General features: G+C 73.7%; 9 protein-coding genes and 1 pseudogene. 8 read left to right on the top strand and 2 right to left on the bottom strand.

What is annotated here, in order from left to right; genetic code table 11:
- Positions 1–427 precede the first annotated feature (427 nt).
- The 4 genes from ACFWOG_RS05890 (at position 428) to ACFWOG_RS05875 (ending at position 6,885) form a co-directional block, all read left to right on the top strand.
- Positions 428–2,140 carry a cellulose synthase catalytic subunit gene (locus tag ACFWOG_RS05890; protein ID WP_329950933.1) on the top strand — a complete coding sequence of 571 codons (1,713 nt, stop codon included), beginning with the start codon at positions 428–430 and terminating at the stop codon, positions 2,138–2,140.
- Between the two features lie 16 nt (positions 2,141–2,156).
- Positions 2,157–5,324 (top strand): acyltransferase family protein, encoded by a 3,168-nt coding sequence (locus ACFWOG_RS05885; protein ID WP_329950932.1) that lies wholly within the window; start codon positions 2,157–2,159, stop codon positions 5,322–5,324.
- Between the two features lie 269 nt (positions 5,325–5,593).
- Complete coding sequence (locus ACFWOG_RS05880) at positions 5,594–6,010, top strand: YrdB family protein (RefSeq protein WP_380355202.1); 417 nt, start codon at positions 5,594–5,596, stop codon at positions 6,008–6,010.
- Positions 6,011–6,156: 146 nt separating this feature from the next.
- Complete coding sequence (locus tag ACFWOG_RS05875; RefSeq protein WP_329950930.1) at positions 6,157–6,885, top strand: DUF5995 family protein; 729 nt, start codon at positions 6,157–6,159, stop codon at positions 6,883–6,885.
- A 29-nt stretch (positions 6,886–6,914) separates the two neighbouring features.
- On the opposite strand, the gene ACFWOG_RS05870 is transcribed toward ACFWOG_RS05875, so the two are convergent.
- Positions 6,915–8,240 (bottom strand): NAD(P)/FAD-dependent oxidoreductase, encoded by a 1,326-nt coding sequence (locus tag ACFWOG_RS05870; protein WP_380355199.1) that lies wholly within the window; start codon positions 8,238–8,240, stop codon positions 6,915–6,917.
- Positions 8,241–8,496: 256 nt separating this feature from the next.
- On the opposite strand from ACFWOG_RS05870, the gene ACFWOG_RS05865 reads away from it, so the two are divergent.
- On the top strand, positions 8,497–9,213 hold the full coding sequence (locus tag ACFWOG_RS05865) for a flavodoxin family protein (RefSeq protein ID WP_380355197.1): 717 nt from the start codon (positions 8,497–8,499) through the stop codon (positions 9,211–9,213).
- A 362-nt stretch (positions 9,214–9,575) separates the two neighbouring features.
- On the top strand, positions 9,576–10,469 hold the full coding sequence (locus ACFWOG_RS05860) for a serine protein kinase RIO (RefSeq protein WP_380355194.1): 894 nt from the start codon (positions 9,576–9,578) through the stop codon (positions 10,467–10,469).
- A gap of 236 nt (positions 10,470–10,705) precedes the next feature.
- On the opposite strand, the gene ACFWOG_RS05855 is transcribed toward ACFWOG_RS05860, so the two are convergent.
- Positions 10,706–11,977: a serine hydrolase domain-containing protein gene (locus ACFWOG_RS05855; protein WP_380355192.1), complete on the bottom strand. Its 1,272-nt coding sequence runs from the start codon at positions 11,975–11,977 to the stop codon at positions 10,706–10,708.
- Between the two features lie 867 nt (positions 11,978–12,844).
- Here ACFWOG_RS05855 and ACFWOG_RS05850 point away from each other — a divergent pair.
- Both ACFWOG_RS05850 and ACFWOG_RS05845 read left to right on the top strand, forming a co-directional pair.
- A pseudogene (locus ACFWOG_RS05850) lies at positions 12,845–13,966 on the top strand (family 2 encapsulin nanocompartment cargo protein terpene cyclase); the annotation flags it as partial.
- A 15-nt stretch (positions 13,967–13,981) separates the two neighbouring features.
- Positions 13,982–14,884, top strand: a complete 903-nt coding sequence (locus ACFWOG_RS05845; RefSeq protein ID WP_329950926.1) for a geranyl diphosphate 2-C-methyltransferase — start codon at positions 13,982–13,984, stop codon at positions 14,882–14,884.
- Positions 14,885–14,938 lie beyond the last annotated feature (54 nt).

The following is a 14,938-nucleotide window of genomic DNA, read 5'->3' as shown; positions in this document are numbered from 1 at the left end:
GCGCGCGTGCATTTACCCCCCCTACCCCCCCCTGTGGGGGGGCTCGGTTTCCGCGGCGCCCCGCCCCACTGTCGTTCGCCGCCCCGCCGGGGCCCCCGCCTGCCCCGCCCCGTCCGGGCCGTGGGTCCGCGCCCGTCCGGTGTCCGTGTACACGCGTTCCGCGTCTGTGGCAATCGTGTGTCGCAGGGGGCCGCGAGAGGCGCGTGGGGCGGTTTCCGGCCTGCCCGAACGGCCCTTCGAGGGTGTGTCCGCAGGGATGTTGGAGGACTGTTAACCCTACTGTGGCCTGCTGCTTTACGGGCGGGGGTGGGCTGGTCGGTCTAGTGGGGCAGGGGTGAGGTCCGGCCGTCGGACGAGTGGGCGAATGGTCTATACCAATGGGGTACTGTGACCGTGGAGCTGTCAGAAACACGGCTGTGGGGGCCATATGACTGTCCAAGAGATTCCGCCTGTTCGGACGGGGCTTACCGAGCCCGTCGGGCACCTTCCTCAACCTCCTTCGGATCAGGAGCTCTACTGGTACTTCGGACCACAGCGCCGTTGGGTGCTGGTCGCCACCTCGGCCGCGTTCGTCTTCACGGCCGGGACGATGTTCACGTTCGCGCTGCGGACGCCCGCACTCTGGATCTTCCTCGCGGTACTGGCGCTGAACGTGGTGGCGCTGGTGCTCTCCTCCTTCAACAGCCTGCGCAGCCGCCGGCTCACCCGGCAGTCGCACGAAGTCCTCGTGCACGCCTGGGACCCGGACGAACTGCCCACCGTCGACCTCTACCTGCCCACCTGCGGTGAGCCGTTGGACATCCTGGAGAACGCCTACCGGGCGGTCTCCGCGGTCGACTGGCCCGGCGCGCTGACCGTCTGGGTGCTCGACGACGGCGACCGGCCCGAGGTGGCCGCGCTCGCCGCCGCCCACGGCTACGAGTACGTGGTGCGCCCCGACCGGGGCCACCTCAAGAAGGCCGGCAACCTCAACCACGCGCTCACGCTCAGCAAGGCGGAGTTCATCGCGATCCTGGACGCGGACTTCGCGCCCAGGCCCGACTTCCTGCGCCACCTCGTCCCGTACTTCGCGGACCCGCGGACCGGCATCGTCCAGAGCCCGCAGTGCTTCGACACCGACGAGACGATGGGGTGGATCCAGCGCTCCGCCGGCGCCGCGCAGGAGTGGTTCTTCCGCTGGATCCAGCCGTCCCGGGACGCCAGCGACGCCGCCATCTGCTGCGGCAGCAACGCCGTCTACCGGCGCGCCGCCATCGACGCGGCCGGCGGCTTCGCCCGGCTCGACCACAGCGAGGACCTCTTCACCGGCCTCGGCCTGTACGCCAAGGGCTACCGCACGCTCTACGTGCCGGTGCTGGTCGCCAAGGGCACCTCGCCCGACAACCTCGCCTCCTTCGTCAACCAGCAGTACCGCTGGGCGATGGGCAACCTGCACCTGCTCGGCTCGCCCGAACTCAAGCGGATCGGCGCACCCTGGCGGATGCGGCTCTGCTTCTACGAGGGCATCGTCGGCTACCTCGCCGCCGCCGTGAACATCTTCGTCGCGCCACTGCCGCCGCTGGTGATGATGTTCTGGTACCCGGACCAGATCCGGCCCTGGCACGTCCTGCCGATGCTCGCGCCGCTCTGGCTCTGGCACGTCCTGCTGCCCAGGGTCAGCCGCACCCGCTGGCGGATCGAGGTGATCCGCTCCAACGTGCTGATGAGCGCCGCCGCCGGCGCCGCGTTCTGGCACACCCTGCGCGGCCGCAGCGCCGCCTGGGTGCCCACCGGCGCGGGCAAGGCCAAGCCCGGCGGGCTGGCCAGGCAGGTCGTGCTGGTCTCGCTGGCCTGGCTGATCGCCTCGCTCGGCGCCGGCGCGGCCGGGCTCGCCCTGGCCGTCGCCCACTACGGATGGGAACCCAACTGGGGCCTCGGCCTGTACCTCGCGGTCCAGGCGCAGATCGGCGTACCGCTGATCCGGGACCTGGTGGGCGAGATCAGGGGGGACGCCCGAAGCAGTGCGTCGTCCGCACCCACGAGCCGCTTCGGCATGCTCCCCCGGCGCTGGCCGGAGGGGCTGGCCGCCACCGCCACGCTCGTGCTCACCGCTCTGCTCGCCTCCGGCTGGGTCCGCCCGATGCTGCCCTGGCTGGGTTGAAAGGTCGTCACCACCCATGGAAACGCCCGCGGTTCCGGAACTCCGTCCGGATGCCTACACCATTCCCGGCCCGCCGCCCGGCGGCGCCGGAGCCCCGGGGGCCGTCTCCCGGGGCGCCGTCTCCCGGGGTTCCGATGCCCCGGGCCCGGCGCCCCGGCCGGGCTTCCGGCCCGACATCGAGGGCCTGCGCGCGGTCGCGGTCCTCGCCGTCCTCGCCTTCCACGCCTCCGTCCCCGGCCTGGCCGGCGGCTTCGTCGGCGTTGACGTCTTCCTGGTCATCTCCGGCTACCTGATCACCGGCCTGCTGGTGCGCGAGGCCGTCACCAACGGCCGCATCCGGCTCGGGGAGTTCTTCTCCCGCCGGGCCCGGCGCCTGCTGCCGTCCGCCGCCATCGTGCTCGCCGCGGTCGCGCTGGTCGGCGCCTGGCTCACCGTCCCGCTGCGCCGAGCCGACCTGGAGCACGACGTCCTCGCGGCGGCGCTCTCCGTCGCCAACTGGCGGTTCGTCGCCCAGCAGACCGACTACCTGGCGGCCGGCCGCGACGAGAGCCCGCTGCTGCACTTCTGGTCGCTCGCCGTCGAGGAGCAGTTCTACCTCTTCTGGGGGCCGCTGCTCGCGCTCACCTGCTACCTGGTGCTCCGGGTGGTCCGCAAGGGCCGCCCCGACGGCCGCGGCCGGTCGGTCCGGCCCGTGGCGGCCGTGATCGCGGCCGTCCTGACCGTCGGCTCCTTCGCGCTCTCGCTGCACTGGACGCAGGACTCCGTCTCGCTCGCCTACCTCGGCACGCCCTCCCGCGTCTGGCAGTTCGGGGTCGGCGCCCTGCTCGCCCTGCTGCCCTGGCACCTGCTGCGCGGGCCGCGGTCGCTGCGCCTGCTCGTCGGGTGGGGCGGTGCGCTGGCCGTCGTCGGCTGCGTGCTCGCGTACGACCACACCACCCCGTACCCGGGCGTCGCCGCGCTCGTCCCGACCCTCGGCACCGCCGCCGTGATCCTGGCGGGGACGCCCGACCGGGCCGGTGCCACCGCCGTCCTCGGCGTGGACCGGGTGCTCGGCACCCGCGTGCCGCGTGCCCTCGGCCGGCTCTCCTACAACCTCTACCTCTGGCACTGGCCGGTCCTGGTCCTCGCCGGCGCGCAGTTCGGCGCCCTCGGCTGGCCCGTCAAGGTGGCGCTCACCGCCGCCGCCGCGCTGCCCGCCGCCGCCGTCATGCGCTGGGTCGAACGGCCGCTCCGCCGCAGCCGGACCGTCTCCGAACTCCCGCGCCGGGGGCTCTCGTTGGGGCTCACCGCGGTCGTCGTCCCGGTGATGCTGGCGCTGGTCGTCGGCACCGGGACGCTGCGCCTGCTCGGCCCCGCCTCTCCCGTCGACCTCCAGGGCCTGCCGCCCGGCTCGCCCGACGGCACCTCGTTGCTGGTGCGCACCGCCGCCCCGCCGAAGGGCGGCCCGGCGGTGGTCCCGGACGCCGTCCAGGCCCGCAAGGACTTCCCGCCGGACGGCGAGTGCGAGGTGGCGCCGGCCGCCACCACCAGCCCCGACTGCCGGTTCGGCGTGGTGGACAGCCCGGACCGGATCGTGCTGCTCGGCGACTCGCACGCCGGCCAGTGGTTCTCCGCGCTGCTCGCCATGGCCGCCGAACGGCGCTGGGCGCTGGAGGAGTTGGTCAAGCAGGGCTGCCCGCTCCCGGAACTCGACGTGATCAACCCGCAGTTGGGTCGCCCCTACCGGGAGTGCGACACCTGGCGGGACAACGCCCTGGCCCGGCTCAAGGAGGGCCCCAAGCCCCGGCTGATCGTCGTCTCGACCCTCAACCGCTACACCGACGACCGTCAACTCCTCCTCCGGGGCTGGGAGAAGACCCTGACGCCGCTGCGCGAGCTGGGCGTGCCGATCGTCTACCTGCGCGACACCCCGATCCCCGGGACCGACGTCCCGGCCTGCATCTCCGGCCACACCGACGACCCGGCCACCTGCGAGTTCTCCCGCGACCGGGCCCTGTGGGCCGACCCGCTGGCCGACGAGATCGCCGCCGGCCGGCTGCCCGGCGTGCAGTCGGTCGAGGTCAACTCGGTCATCTGCCCCGGCAACGGGCGGAGTTGCCCGGCCGTCCTGGAGCGCATCCTGCTCTACCGGGACGACACGCACCTGACCAACGTCGCGGCGGTCGTCCTGACTCCGCGACTGGAGCGGCTGCTGGTCGAGGCGGGCGCACTGCCCGCCAGGGGCGCCGCTCCCGGCGGGTCCGGCGGCCCGGGCACCCCGGTGGGCCCGGTGGGTCCGGACGGATGGACCCACCTGCTCCGGGACGACTTCGACGGCCAGGCCGGCAGCCGCCCCGACACCGCCAACTGGCAGTACGACCTGGGCACCTGCTACCCCGGCTGCCCGGCCCCGCAGTGGGGCACCGGCGAGATCGAGACGATGACCGACTCGACCGACAACGTGCGCCTCGACGGCAAGGGCGCGCTGGAGATCGTGCCCACCCGGGACGCGAACGGCCGGTGGTCCTCGGGCCGGATCGAGTCCCGTCGCGCCGACTTCGCGCCGCCGCCCGGCGGAGTGCTGCGGATCGAGGCCTCGCTCGCCCTGCCCGACGTCACCGGCCCCGCCGCCGCCGGGTACTGGCCCGCGTTCTGGACCCTCGGCGCCGACCTGCGCAACGGGTACACCGGCTGGCCGGCCATCGGCGAGCTGGACGTGATGGAGCAGGTCAACGGCCGGGACACGGTCTTCGGCACGATGCACTGCGGTGTCCTCGACGGGGGACCCTGCCAGGAACCCCGGGGCCTCGGCTCGGGCGACCAGCCGTGCGGCGCGGACTGCCGCACCGGCTTCCACCGGTACGCGGTCGAGGTCGACCTCACGGCCGGCGCCGAACAGGTCCGCTGGTACCTCGACGGCCGCGAGTTCCACCGGGTGGCGGCCGCGCAGATGGACCGCGCGACCTGGGACAGGGCCGTCAACCACGGGCTGTTCCTGATCCTGAACGTCGCCGTCGGCGGCAACCTCCCCGCCGCCTTCGGCGGCACCCCCGGCCCGGCGACGGAACCCGGCCACCCGATGCGGGTCGACTACGTCGCCGTCTCGGCGAAGGCGGGCCCGGTGTCGGGCACGACGGCCGGTGCGGGAACGGGTGCGGGAACGGCCGCAGGAGCGGGCGCGACCGCGGGCGCGGCCAAGCCGTAGCCCGTACGGCGCGACTGACCGGCCCGGGCCGGGGAGCCACGTGCTCCCCGGCCCGGGCCGCGTCCGGTGGCGGCCCGCGGCCTTCCACCGGAGGCCGATCCGACGGATCGCGGCCGAGCCCGTGGGCGCCGACACGTCGCCCCTCCGCACCGCCCCGCCGCGTTCCACGCGGTGTCGCTGCGCCCCGTCGCCGCGAGAAGCGGTGGCCACCCTGCCCGCCGCACCGGGCCCGGTGTCATGCTGGGGCCACCGATACAGAGGAGGCGCGCGTGGCGGGGGACAACGTCGGTGAGGCCGGGCCCGGTGCACGGCCCTGGTACGCCGCCAACGAGGTTCTGGCCTTCCTGATCGAACTCGCCGCCTTGGGCTCGCTGGGCTGGTGGGGGTTCGGCGCAGGCCACGAGGGCGTCCTGCGGATCCTGCTCGGGGTCGGGGCGCCGCTGGCGGGCATCGCGCTCTGGGCGCTGTTCGCCGCCCCCCGGGCACGGCTGCGGCCGGGGCTTCCGCTCGTCCTCGCGGTCAAGGCGGTGGTGCTCGGCGGCGGCGCCGCCGCTCTCTGGGCGGTGGGGCACCCCGTCGCGGCGGGAGTCATGGCGGGCGTGACGGTCGCCAACATCGCGGTGGCCGAGACCTTCCGCACGTCGGCCGTCGACCGCGCTCCCGGAGCGGCCGCACCCGCCGGGTGACGGGAGGCGACGCGGCCGTACGGCGGTTCGGGTGACCGGGGGCGGTGTGTCCGGGCGGCGCGCGGGCCCGGGGGCGGTGCCCGGTGTGTATACGTGGCAGCCGGTGGGCCGACCGTCCGCCGGAGACCGCTACGGAAGGGAACCCCATGACCCAGCCACGGGCCAGGGCCGCGCAGAGCGTCGACGAGGTCATCGAGCGGATGCGCGCGACCAAGGCCCGGCTGGACCCGCGGGACGGCGTCGCCTGCTTCAACCGGATGTACCTGCGCGTCACCGAACTCGTCGGCGAACGGTTGACTGCCGGCTCCTTCCAGGACCGGGCGTTCGTCGAACACCTCGACGTCGACTTCGCCAACCTCTACTTCGACGCCGTGGACGCCGCCGAGACCGGGCGCCCGGTCAACGCCGCCTGGCAGCCGTTGTTCGAGGGCCGCGCCGACCGGGTGGTCTGGCCGATCCAGTTCGCGTTCGCCGGGATGAACGCCCACATCAACCACGACCTCGCGCTCGCCGTCGTGACCACCTGCATCGAGTGCCGCACCACGCCCGACACCCCGCCCGTCCATGCCGACTACCTCAAGGTCAACGAACTGCTCACCCAGGTCGAGGCCGAGGTGCGGGCCTCCTTCGAGGTGCAGATCGGCAAGGCCGACACCCGCGCCGCCGAGCCCCTGAAGCACCTCGTCGCCAGCTTCTCCGTCGCCCGCGCCCGGGACGCGGCCTGGGCCACCACCGAGGCCCTCTGGCACCAGCGCAACCTCCGCCCGGTGTACGACGCCACGCTGACCGCCGTCACCGGCACCACCGCCCCCGCCGGACGGATGCTGCTCACCCCCGTCCTGCCGCCGGTGGAGCAGCCGGACGGCGACGTCTGACACCGACCTCCCACGCGCACGCCGACGGCTCAGCGCAGCGGGTCGAACGGTGCCAGCACGGCCGGGGGACGCCCCGTGGCGACCGCCTCGGCGAGCAGCCGTCCGGTGGCCGGGCCCAGCGTCACCCCCCACATCCCGTGCCCGCCCGCCACGAACACCCGGGGCGAGCGGGTGGCGCCGACCAGCGGCAGCCCGTCCGGCGTGCACGGCCGCGAGCCGACCCACACGTTCCGGCGGTCGTCCAGATCGGCCCCCTCCAGCAGCGGTCGCGCCGCCTCCGCGACCGCCCGGACCCGGCGGCCGTCGAGCGGTGCGCCCGGCCGGCGGAACTCCATCATCCCGGCCACCCTCAACCGGTCGCCCAACGGCGTGCAGGCCACCCGCTGCGCCGGGAAGTACACCGGCCCGGCCGGGGGCCGGCGCACCGCCACGTCGAAGCTGTAGCCGCGACCCGCCTGGACGACCGACCGCACGCCGAACCGGCGTGCCAGGTCCCCGAGGTGGACGCCGCCCGCCAGCACCACCGCGTCGAAGTCCTCGGCGTCCCCGTCTCCGGTGAACAGCTCGACCCGCCCGCCCCGGTCCCGGAGCGCCCCGACGGCGGTGCCCGGCAGGATCGTCCCGCCGCGTCCGCGCACGGCCTCGGCCAGGGCGTGCACGAATCGGCCCGGGTCCAGGTACCGCTGGCCCTGCAGCAGCACCGCCGCGCCGATCCGCTCCGAGAGCGCCGGCTCCACCGCCCGGGCCTGCCCGCCGTCCAGCACCTCGTGCTCCACCGGCTGGCCCGCGACCCGCAGGTGGTGCAACTCCGTGACCAGACCCCGCCGTTCAGCGGCCGTCCGGAACGCGGCGAGGAACGAGGCCGCCGGGAGCGTCCGTGCCGCGACCCCGCCCGCCGCCAGGAGGTCGAAGGCCGGCAGCGCCAGCCGGTTCAGCGGGACCAGCGCCGCCATCCCGCGCCGCCACCGACCGGGTGTGCTGTGCCGGACGAACCCGGCGAGGAACCGCAGCAGCCCGGGGTCGGTGCTCGGGGGCACGTACACCGGGGAGGCCGGGTCGAACAGCGCGCGCAGCCCGAAGCGCAGGACCGCCGGTTCCGGCAGCGGGGACGCCAGCCCCGGCGTCAGCCACCCGGCGTTCCCCCGGGACGCGCCCGCGCAGACGTCCTCGCGGTCGAGGACGGTGACCTCGACGCCGTGCTCCTGGAGGAACCAGGCGGTGGCCAGCCCGACCATCCCGGCGCCGACGACGGCGACCCGGCGCGGGTGCGCGGGACGCGCGGGGGAGACGGGGGCGGTGGGCGAGGCGTGAGTACCGGAAGTACCGGAAGTACCGGGGGAGGCGTTCGGGGCCATGGGCGCTCTCCTTCTGCTGTCGCTGTCGCTGTCGCTGTCGTCCGGGCCGAGGGGAGGGGACGGAACGATGGTGACGCGCGCAGGGGCGGGCGTCGTCGTCCCCGAGGGTGGTCCTGCCGGCCCGGCCGGGACCGGCGTCCCCCGCCCACCGGTACGGGCCCGGGTGCCCGGCAGCCCGGTCGGCGCAGCCCGGCGGGCGCGGCCACGGGGGCCGGGGTGGACTGGTGGGTGACCGTCCGCCGTGGAAAGGCCGCCGATGTCCTCGCCGCCCGCCGCCTACGACGACCTGCGCGCCCTGGTGATCAACTGCACCCTCAAGCGTTCACCCGAACGCAGCCACACCCAGGGCCTGATCGACCTCAGCGCCGGGATCATGCAGCGCCAGGGCGTCCAGGTCGACGTCCTGCGGGCCGTGGACCACGACATCGCCACCGGTGTCTGGCCCGACATGACCGAGCACGGCTGGGAGACCGACGACTGGCCCGTCCTCTACAGCCAGGTGATGGCCGCCGACATCCTCGTCCTGGCCGGCCCGGTCTGGCTCGGTGACAACTCCTCGGTCATGAAGAAGGTCGTCGAACGCCTCTACGCCTGTTCCTCCGTCCTCAACGCGGAGGGCCAGTACGCCTACTACGGCCGCGTCGGCGGCTGCCTGATCACCGGCAACGAGGACGGCGCCAAGCACTGCGCGATGAACGTCCTCTACTCCCTCCAGCACCTCGGCTACACCGTCCCGCCGCAGGCCGACGCCGGCTGGGTCGGCGAGGCGGGCCCCGGCCCGTCCTACCTCGACCCCGGCTCGGGCGGCCCCGACAACGACTTCACCAACCGCAACACCACCTTCATGACCTGGAACCTCCTCCACGTGGCGAGGATGCTCAAGGACGCCGGCGGCATCCCCGCCCACGGCAACCAGCGTTCCGAGTGGGACGCCGGCTGCCGCTTCGACTTCGAGAACCCCGAGCACCGCTGAGGGAGCGCCTCCGGCGGCCGGCGGATGGGGACCGGCCCCGGTGGGAGGGGGAGATAAACGGGTTGCGCCGGGGGAGGCAGCGGCTTAGGTTCTGGGTGTCCTCGCCGATGCGGTGCGAGGAGTCGATGACGAGGAGGTGTGTCCGGATGGTTGCCGCCGTGATGCGGCGCGCCTTCGTGCGCGCGCCATACGCCCCCCTCGTACGTCTTCTCCCCACCGGCTGACAGCGCGTCGCATCGGTCGCGCCCCGGTGGGTCATCTCCTCAGGAGCCACCGCAGTGCGCGAGCGTTATTCCGACAGTGATTCCTTCTCCCGTATCCGTCCCAGGGGCGGGTCCCGGCGCGGCCGCCGGTCCGAGGGGTTGGACGGGTTCGACGGTTTCGAGCCCGAGTACTTCCCCGCCGGGACGGCCGGCACCTCCGAGGGCCTCTACGAGTCCGCCCTCCTGTCCTCGCCCTCCGCCGACGGTCCGGCGGAGGGCGACCGCTGGTCCACCTGGGACCGGTCCACCCCCACCGAGAAGGGGCCCGAGCCGCGGCCCGCCTGGGTGGTGACCGAACTCGCGGCCGTGGACACCGAGCTCGGGATCGTCAAGACGGGCAAGGAGGCCGACGTCTTCCTGCTGGAGCGCGGTGTCCCGGGCACCGGGCGGCGCACCCTGATGGCGGCCAAGCGCTACCGGGACTCCCAGCACCGGATGTTCCACCGCGACTCCGGCTACCTGGAGGGACGCCAGCACAAGGAGTCCAGGATCTCCCGGGCGATGGCCAAGCGCACCGCGTTCGGCAAGGAGGCCATCGCCGGCCAGTGGGCGGCGGCCGAGTTCTCGGCGCTCTGCCGGCTCTGGACGGCGGGGGTGGCCGTGCCCTACCCGGTGCAGATCACCGGGACCGAGATCCTGATGGAGTTCGTCGGGACCGCGGACGGCACCGCGGCGCCCCGGCTCGCCCAACTCCGCTCGGAGGAGGCCGACATCGGGGATCTTTGGCGGCAGCTCGGCCGCAGCCTGTCGCTGCTGGCGGCCGACGGCTACGCGCACGGGGACCTGTCGGCCTACAACATCCTGGTTCGTCAGGGCCAGTTGGTGATCATCGACGTCCCGCAGGTCGTGGACGTCATCGCGAACCCGCGCGGCCTGTCGTTCCTGGAGCGGGATGTGCGCAACGTCGGCGCGTGGTTCGTGTCCCGGGGCCTGCCCGAGCGGAGCGTCGAGGAGCTCATCGACTCGCTGGCCCGGGACACGCGCCTGCGGTAGCCCGTCGCCGGGACAGGCCCCGGCGACGGCCATGTCCGGCGCGCCTGCGGTGGTGAGTCTCGCTCACCTGTCGACCGGAGTTCCTGGGCCGCGATCGACGCGCCCGCCGCGCCGCAGGCGCCGCCCAGGACCTCGCCGACAACGTCCGCAGGCCGCCGGTGGACTTCCGGCCGCCTCCCCGTTCCCCGTCAGCCGCGTGGACGATAAGTCATACCGCCGCCGTCCGGACCGACCGTTCAGCGGCCGCCGCAAAAAGCCGTTTCGAGGAACGCCCGCATCGCCGTGATCTGGGCGGCCTCGTCCTGCTCGTCGCCGCGGCCGGTGTACGAGAGCGCGACCTGGCGGTCGGCGGTGCCCCAGAGCTGGGTGTCGTAGCCGAAGATGCCGCCGTTGTGCCCGAGCACCGGTCCGCACGAGAGCTGGTATCGCGCCAGGCCGAGGCCGTAGTCGAGCTGGTGCCCGCCGGGCTCGGTCGGCACCGCGGCCGTCATCTCTCGCATCAGCCAAGCGGGCAGCAACTGTCCCCTGAGCAGAGCTCGTTCGAAGCGGACCAGGTCGTCGGTGCTGGAAATCAGCGCCCCCGCGGCGCCGGCCCAGGTGGGGTTGTGCTCGGTGACGTCCACGTACGTCGTGCGGACCGGCCCCGCCTCGTCGACGATCGTCCAGTACCCGTGGGCGTGCGGGCCGGGGATCGCGCTCGCGCTGCCGGGGAACGAGCTGTCGTCCATCCCGAGCGGCCGCAGGACGCGCCGGGTGATCTCCTGGCCGTACTCGCGCCCGGTGGCCTTCTCGATCAGGAGGCCGAGCAGCGCGTAGTTGGTGTTGGAGTACCGCCACTCGGCGCCCGGTGCGAAGTACGGCGCGTGGGCGGCGGAGGCCGCGACCAACTGGCGGGCGGTGACGGTGCGCTGTAGCCCGCCGTCGGCGAACCAGGCGCGGAACACCGCAGGGTCGAACAGTTCGGGGAAGATGCCGCCGCTCTCGTTGGTCGGATCCCAGAGCCCCGACGTGTGGTTCAGCAGCTGGCGCACCGTGACGTTCGCGCCGTTCGGCACGAGGCCCGGCAGGTGCTTCTCCACGGCGTCGTCCAGACCGATGCGGCGCTCGCCGACCAGTTGCAGCACGGTGGTGGCGACGAAGACCTTGGTCACGCTGCCCGCCCGGAAGCGCCCGTCGCCGCGTACGGGCGCGCCGGTCGCGAGGTCGGACACCCCCGAGGCGCCCCGCCAGACCCCGCCGCGGTCGCGGATCTCGGCGATCGCGGAGACCGCTCCGGCGGAGGTCAGCGCCGCCAGGGCCTGCCGGCGCTGCCGGGCGGCGGACCGGTCGGACCGGCCGTCCTCGCCCTCGGCCGCGTCGGCGGTCGCCGTGGACTCGGTGGACTCGGTGGGTTCGGCCGCTTCGGCCGTGGACGGGGCGCCCGCCGCCGAAGCGAGCGCGGGGGCCGCGGGCGCGGCCAGGACGAGACAGGCCGCTGCGGCCACGACGTAGGCCAGGCGACGTTTCACGGTTTCTCCTCGGTTGTGGGCGAACCGCGTCCGCCCCGACCTCAGCCTCCCGGCTGCTCGCCACCGGATCGTCGCCCTGACTGAGGACCCGCTCCTCGGCCCCCGGAGGTACCCGCATACGCCGCCGGAAGGAGACCGCACCGCAGGGAAGTTGTACCCCGGTCGGCTGTCGCGCCCGCATCCCGGCGGACCCGCCGGCTCGTTCACCGGCCCTGCCCACCGGCCCCGTCCACCGGCCCTGTCCACCGCCCGGACGGTCGCCCGGGGGAGGCTGCCGGGAATCGAACTGACGTGATCTCTACCGAACGTGGGATCGATTTCGGCCGGGGGTGATGCCGTGCGTGGCGCCCGTGTCCGGGCGGTGGCGGGTTTCGGATCCGGGGGATCGGCGCGGGTTCGTGTGGTCGGCCGGATCCGCCGACAGGTGGGGGAGGGTGCCCTGGCGTGCGGGGAAGCCGTTCCGGCCCCGGGCGGAGGGAGGTCGGACGGTCGACGATTCCCCGCCGGTGCGCTTCAAACACGGTAGGTGGATACGTTCACCCGATCGGGTGTAGAAGATCGTTCGGCTCGTTCCAGACCTGCCACCCCGCCTACCGTTGGGAAGCGAGCGAGACGGGTCCGCTTGCGGAGATCCCGTTCCCGCCGGGTTATATGACGATCCGTCATCCCCTGTAGTTCCTTCTCGGAGGGAGGCTCCCCCATGCCCCTGGGCACCAGGCCGGAGACGCCGCGGACGCCGTGGCGCGCGCGGTTCGTCCCCGCCGCCGCGCGGCGCGTACCGGAGGACGCTCGGACCGTGGCCGAGCGAGGCGTGCCGGAGCACGTCCGGACGGAAGCGGTGCGGTCGTGAGTTCCGTGGCCCTGGACCGGATCCTTCGCGGTCCCAGCGGGCTGGGCACGGCGGGCCTGCACTTCGCGCCGCGCGACGAGGCGCCGGAGGTGGCCGAGGCATCCGGTTCGGACGCTGGCGAAACGTCACGCCCGGCGCCCGAGGCGGGCCCGCCGAAGACCGGCGACCCGATCCCCGGCCTGTACTGGCACCCGGTGCCGGAGCCCGACCCCGAGCGGGTGGCGGAGGTCAGCCGCCGGATCAAGGCCTGGGCGGAGGACGAGGTCCAGCTCTACCCGCCGGAGTGGGAGGACCAGTTCGACGGCTTCACGCTCGGCCGCTACATGGTCACCTGCCACCCCGACGCCCCGACCGTCGACCACCTGATGATCGCGACGCGGCTGATGGCCGCCGAGAACGCCGTCGACGACTACTACTGCGAGGACCACGGCGGTTCGCCGGTCGGCCTCGGTGGGCGGCTCCTGCTCGCCCACACCGCGCTCGACCCGCTCCACACCACGCAGGCCTACGGGCCGGACTGGGCGGAGTCCCTCGGGTCGGACGCCCCCCGGCGCGCGTACCGCTCCGCGATGGACTACTTCACCCGCACGGCCACCCCCGCCCAGGCGGACCGGTTCCGGCACGACATGGCCCGCCTCCACCTCGGCTACCTCGCCGAGGCCGCCTGGTCGGAGACCGAGTACGTCCCCGAGGTGTGGGAGTACCTGGCGATGCGCCAGTTCAACAACTTCCGCCCCTGCCCCACCATCACGGACACGGTCGGTGGCTACGAACTGCCGTCGGACCTCCACGCCCAGCCCGCCCTGCAACGGGTCATCGCGCTGGCCTCCAACGCCACCACGATCGTCAACGACCTGTACTCCTACACCAAGGAGCTCGCCAGCCCCGGCCGGCACCTCAACCTGCCCGTGGTGATCGCCGAGCGCGAGGGCGTCTCCGAGCGGGACGCCTACCTGAAGGGCGTCGAGGTCCACAACGAGCTCATGCACGCCTTCGAGGCGGAGGCGGCCGCCCTGGCCGCCGCCTGCCCGGTACCGACCGTGGTGCGCTTCCTGCGCGGCGTCGCCGTCTGGGTCGACGGCAACCACAACTGGCACCAGACCAACACCTACCGCTACAGCCTGCCTGATTTCTGGTAAGCGAGGAGATGACCGATGACCACGACCGACATCACCCCCCTGAACGGGTCCGCCCCCTTGAACGGCGCCGCCACCGTCCCCGGGCCGGCCACCCCCTACCAGGGCGACATCGCCCGCTACTGGGACCATGAGGCACGGCCCGTCAACCTGCGCCTCGGCGACGTCGACGGCCTCTACCACCACCACTACGGCATCGGCGACGTCGACCACTCCGCGCTGGGCGAGCCGGGTGACAGCGAGCGCGAGAAGAAGGTGATCGCCGAACTGCACCGGCTGGAGTCCGCACAGACCGGCGTCCTCCTGGACCACCTCGGCGACGTCACGGCCGGCGACACGCTCGTCGACGCCGGCTGCGGCCGCGGCGGCTCCATGGTGATGGCCCACCAGCGCTTCGGGGCCAAGGTCGAGGGCGTCACGCTCTCCGCCAAGCAGGCCGACTTCGGCAACCGCCGCGCCCGGGAGCTGGGCATCGACGACTCGGTCCGCGCCCGGGTCTGCAACATGCTGGCCACGCCGTTCGACACCGGCTCGGTCCGCTCGTCCTGGAACAACGAGTCCAGCATGTACGTCGACCTGCACGACCTCTTCGCCGAGCACTCCCGCATCCTGTCGGTGGGCGGCCGGTACGTGACCATCACGGGCTGCTGGAACCCCATCTACGGCCAGCCGTCGAAGTACGTGTCGCAGATCAACGCGCACTTCGAGTGCAACATCCACTCCCGCCGCGAGTACCTGCGGGCCATGGCCGACAACCGGCTGGTGCCCGCCGCCGTCATCGACCTGACCCCGGCGACCCTGCCCTACTGGGAGCTGCGGGCCACCGCGTCCTCGCTGGTCACGGGCATCGAGGAGGCGTTCATCAACTCGTATCGGGACGGCTCCTTCCAGTACGTCCTGATCGCCGCCGACCGCGTCTGACGGGACGGCGCCCGACGCGCACCGCTGTCCGCCGCCCGCGGCCCGGCCAGCCGC

Source organism: Kitasatospora sp. NPDC058406, assembly GCF_042722765.1.
GTDB lineage: Bacteria > Actinomycetota > Actinomycetes > Streptomycetales > Streptomycetaceae > Kitasatospora.
The sequence above is the reverse complement of the archived record's forward strand: the minus strand, read 5'-3'. Positions and strand labels throughout refer to the sequence as shown.

What these genes read in the sequence shown, in the direction of transcription:
- ACFWOG_RS05890 (WP_329950933.1), top strand. Translation starts at nt 428, where the DNA reads ATGACTGTCCAAGAGATTCCGCCTGTTCGGACGGGGCTTACCGAGCCC.
- ACFWOG_RS05845 (WP_329950926.1), top strand. Translation starts at nt 13,982, where the DNA reads ATGACCACGACCGACATCACCCCCCTGAACGGGTCCGCCCCCTTGAAC.
- ACFWOG_RS05875 (WP_329950930.1), top strand. Translation starts at nt 6,157, where the DNA reads ATGACCCAGCCACGGGCCAGGGCCGCGCAGAGCGTCGACGAGGTCATC.
- ACFWOG_RS05870 (WP_380355199.1), bottom strand. Translation starts at nt 8,240, where the DNA reads ATGGCCCCGAACGCCTCCCCCGGTACTTCCGGTACTTCCGGTACTCAC.
- ACFWOG_RS05885 (WP_329950932.1), top strand. Translation starts at nt 2,157, where the DNA reads ATGGAAACGCCCGCGGTTCCGGAACTCCGTCCGGATGCCTACACCATT.
- ACFWOG_RS05865 (WP_380355197.1), top strand. Translation starts at nt 8,497, where the DNA reads ATGTCCTCGCCGCCCGCCGCCTACGACGACCTGCGCGCCCTGGTGATC.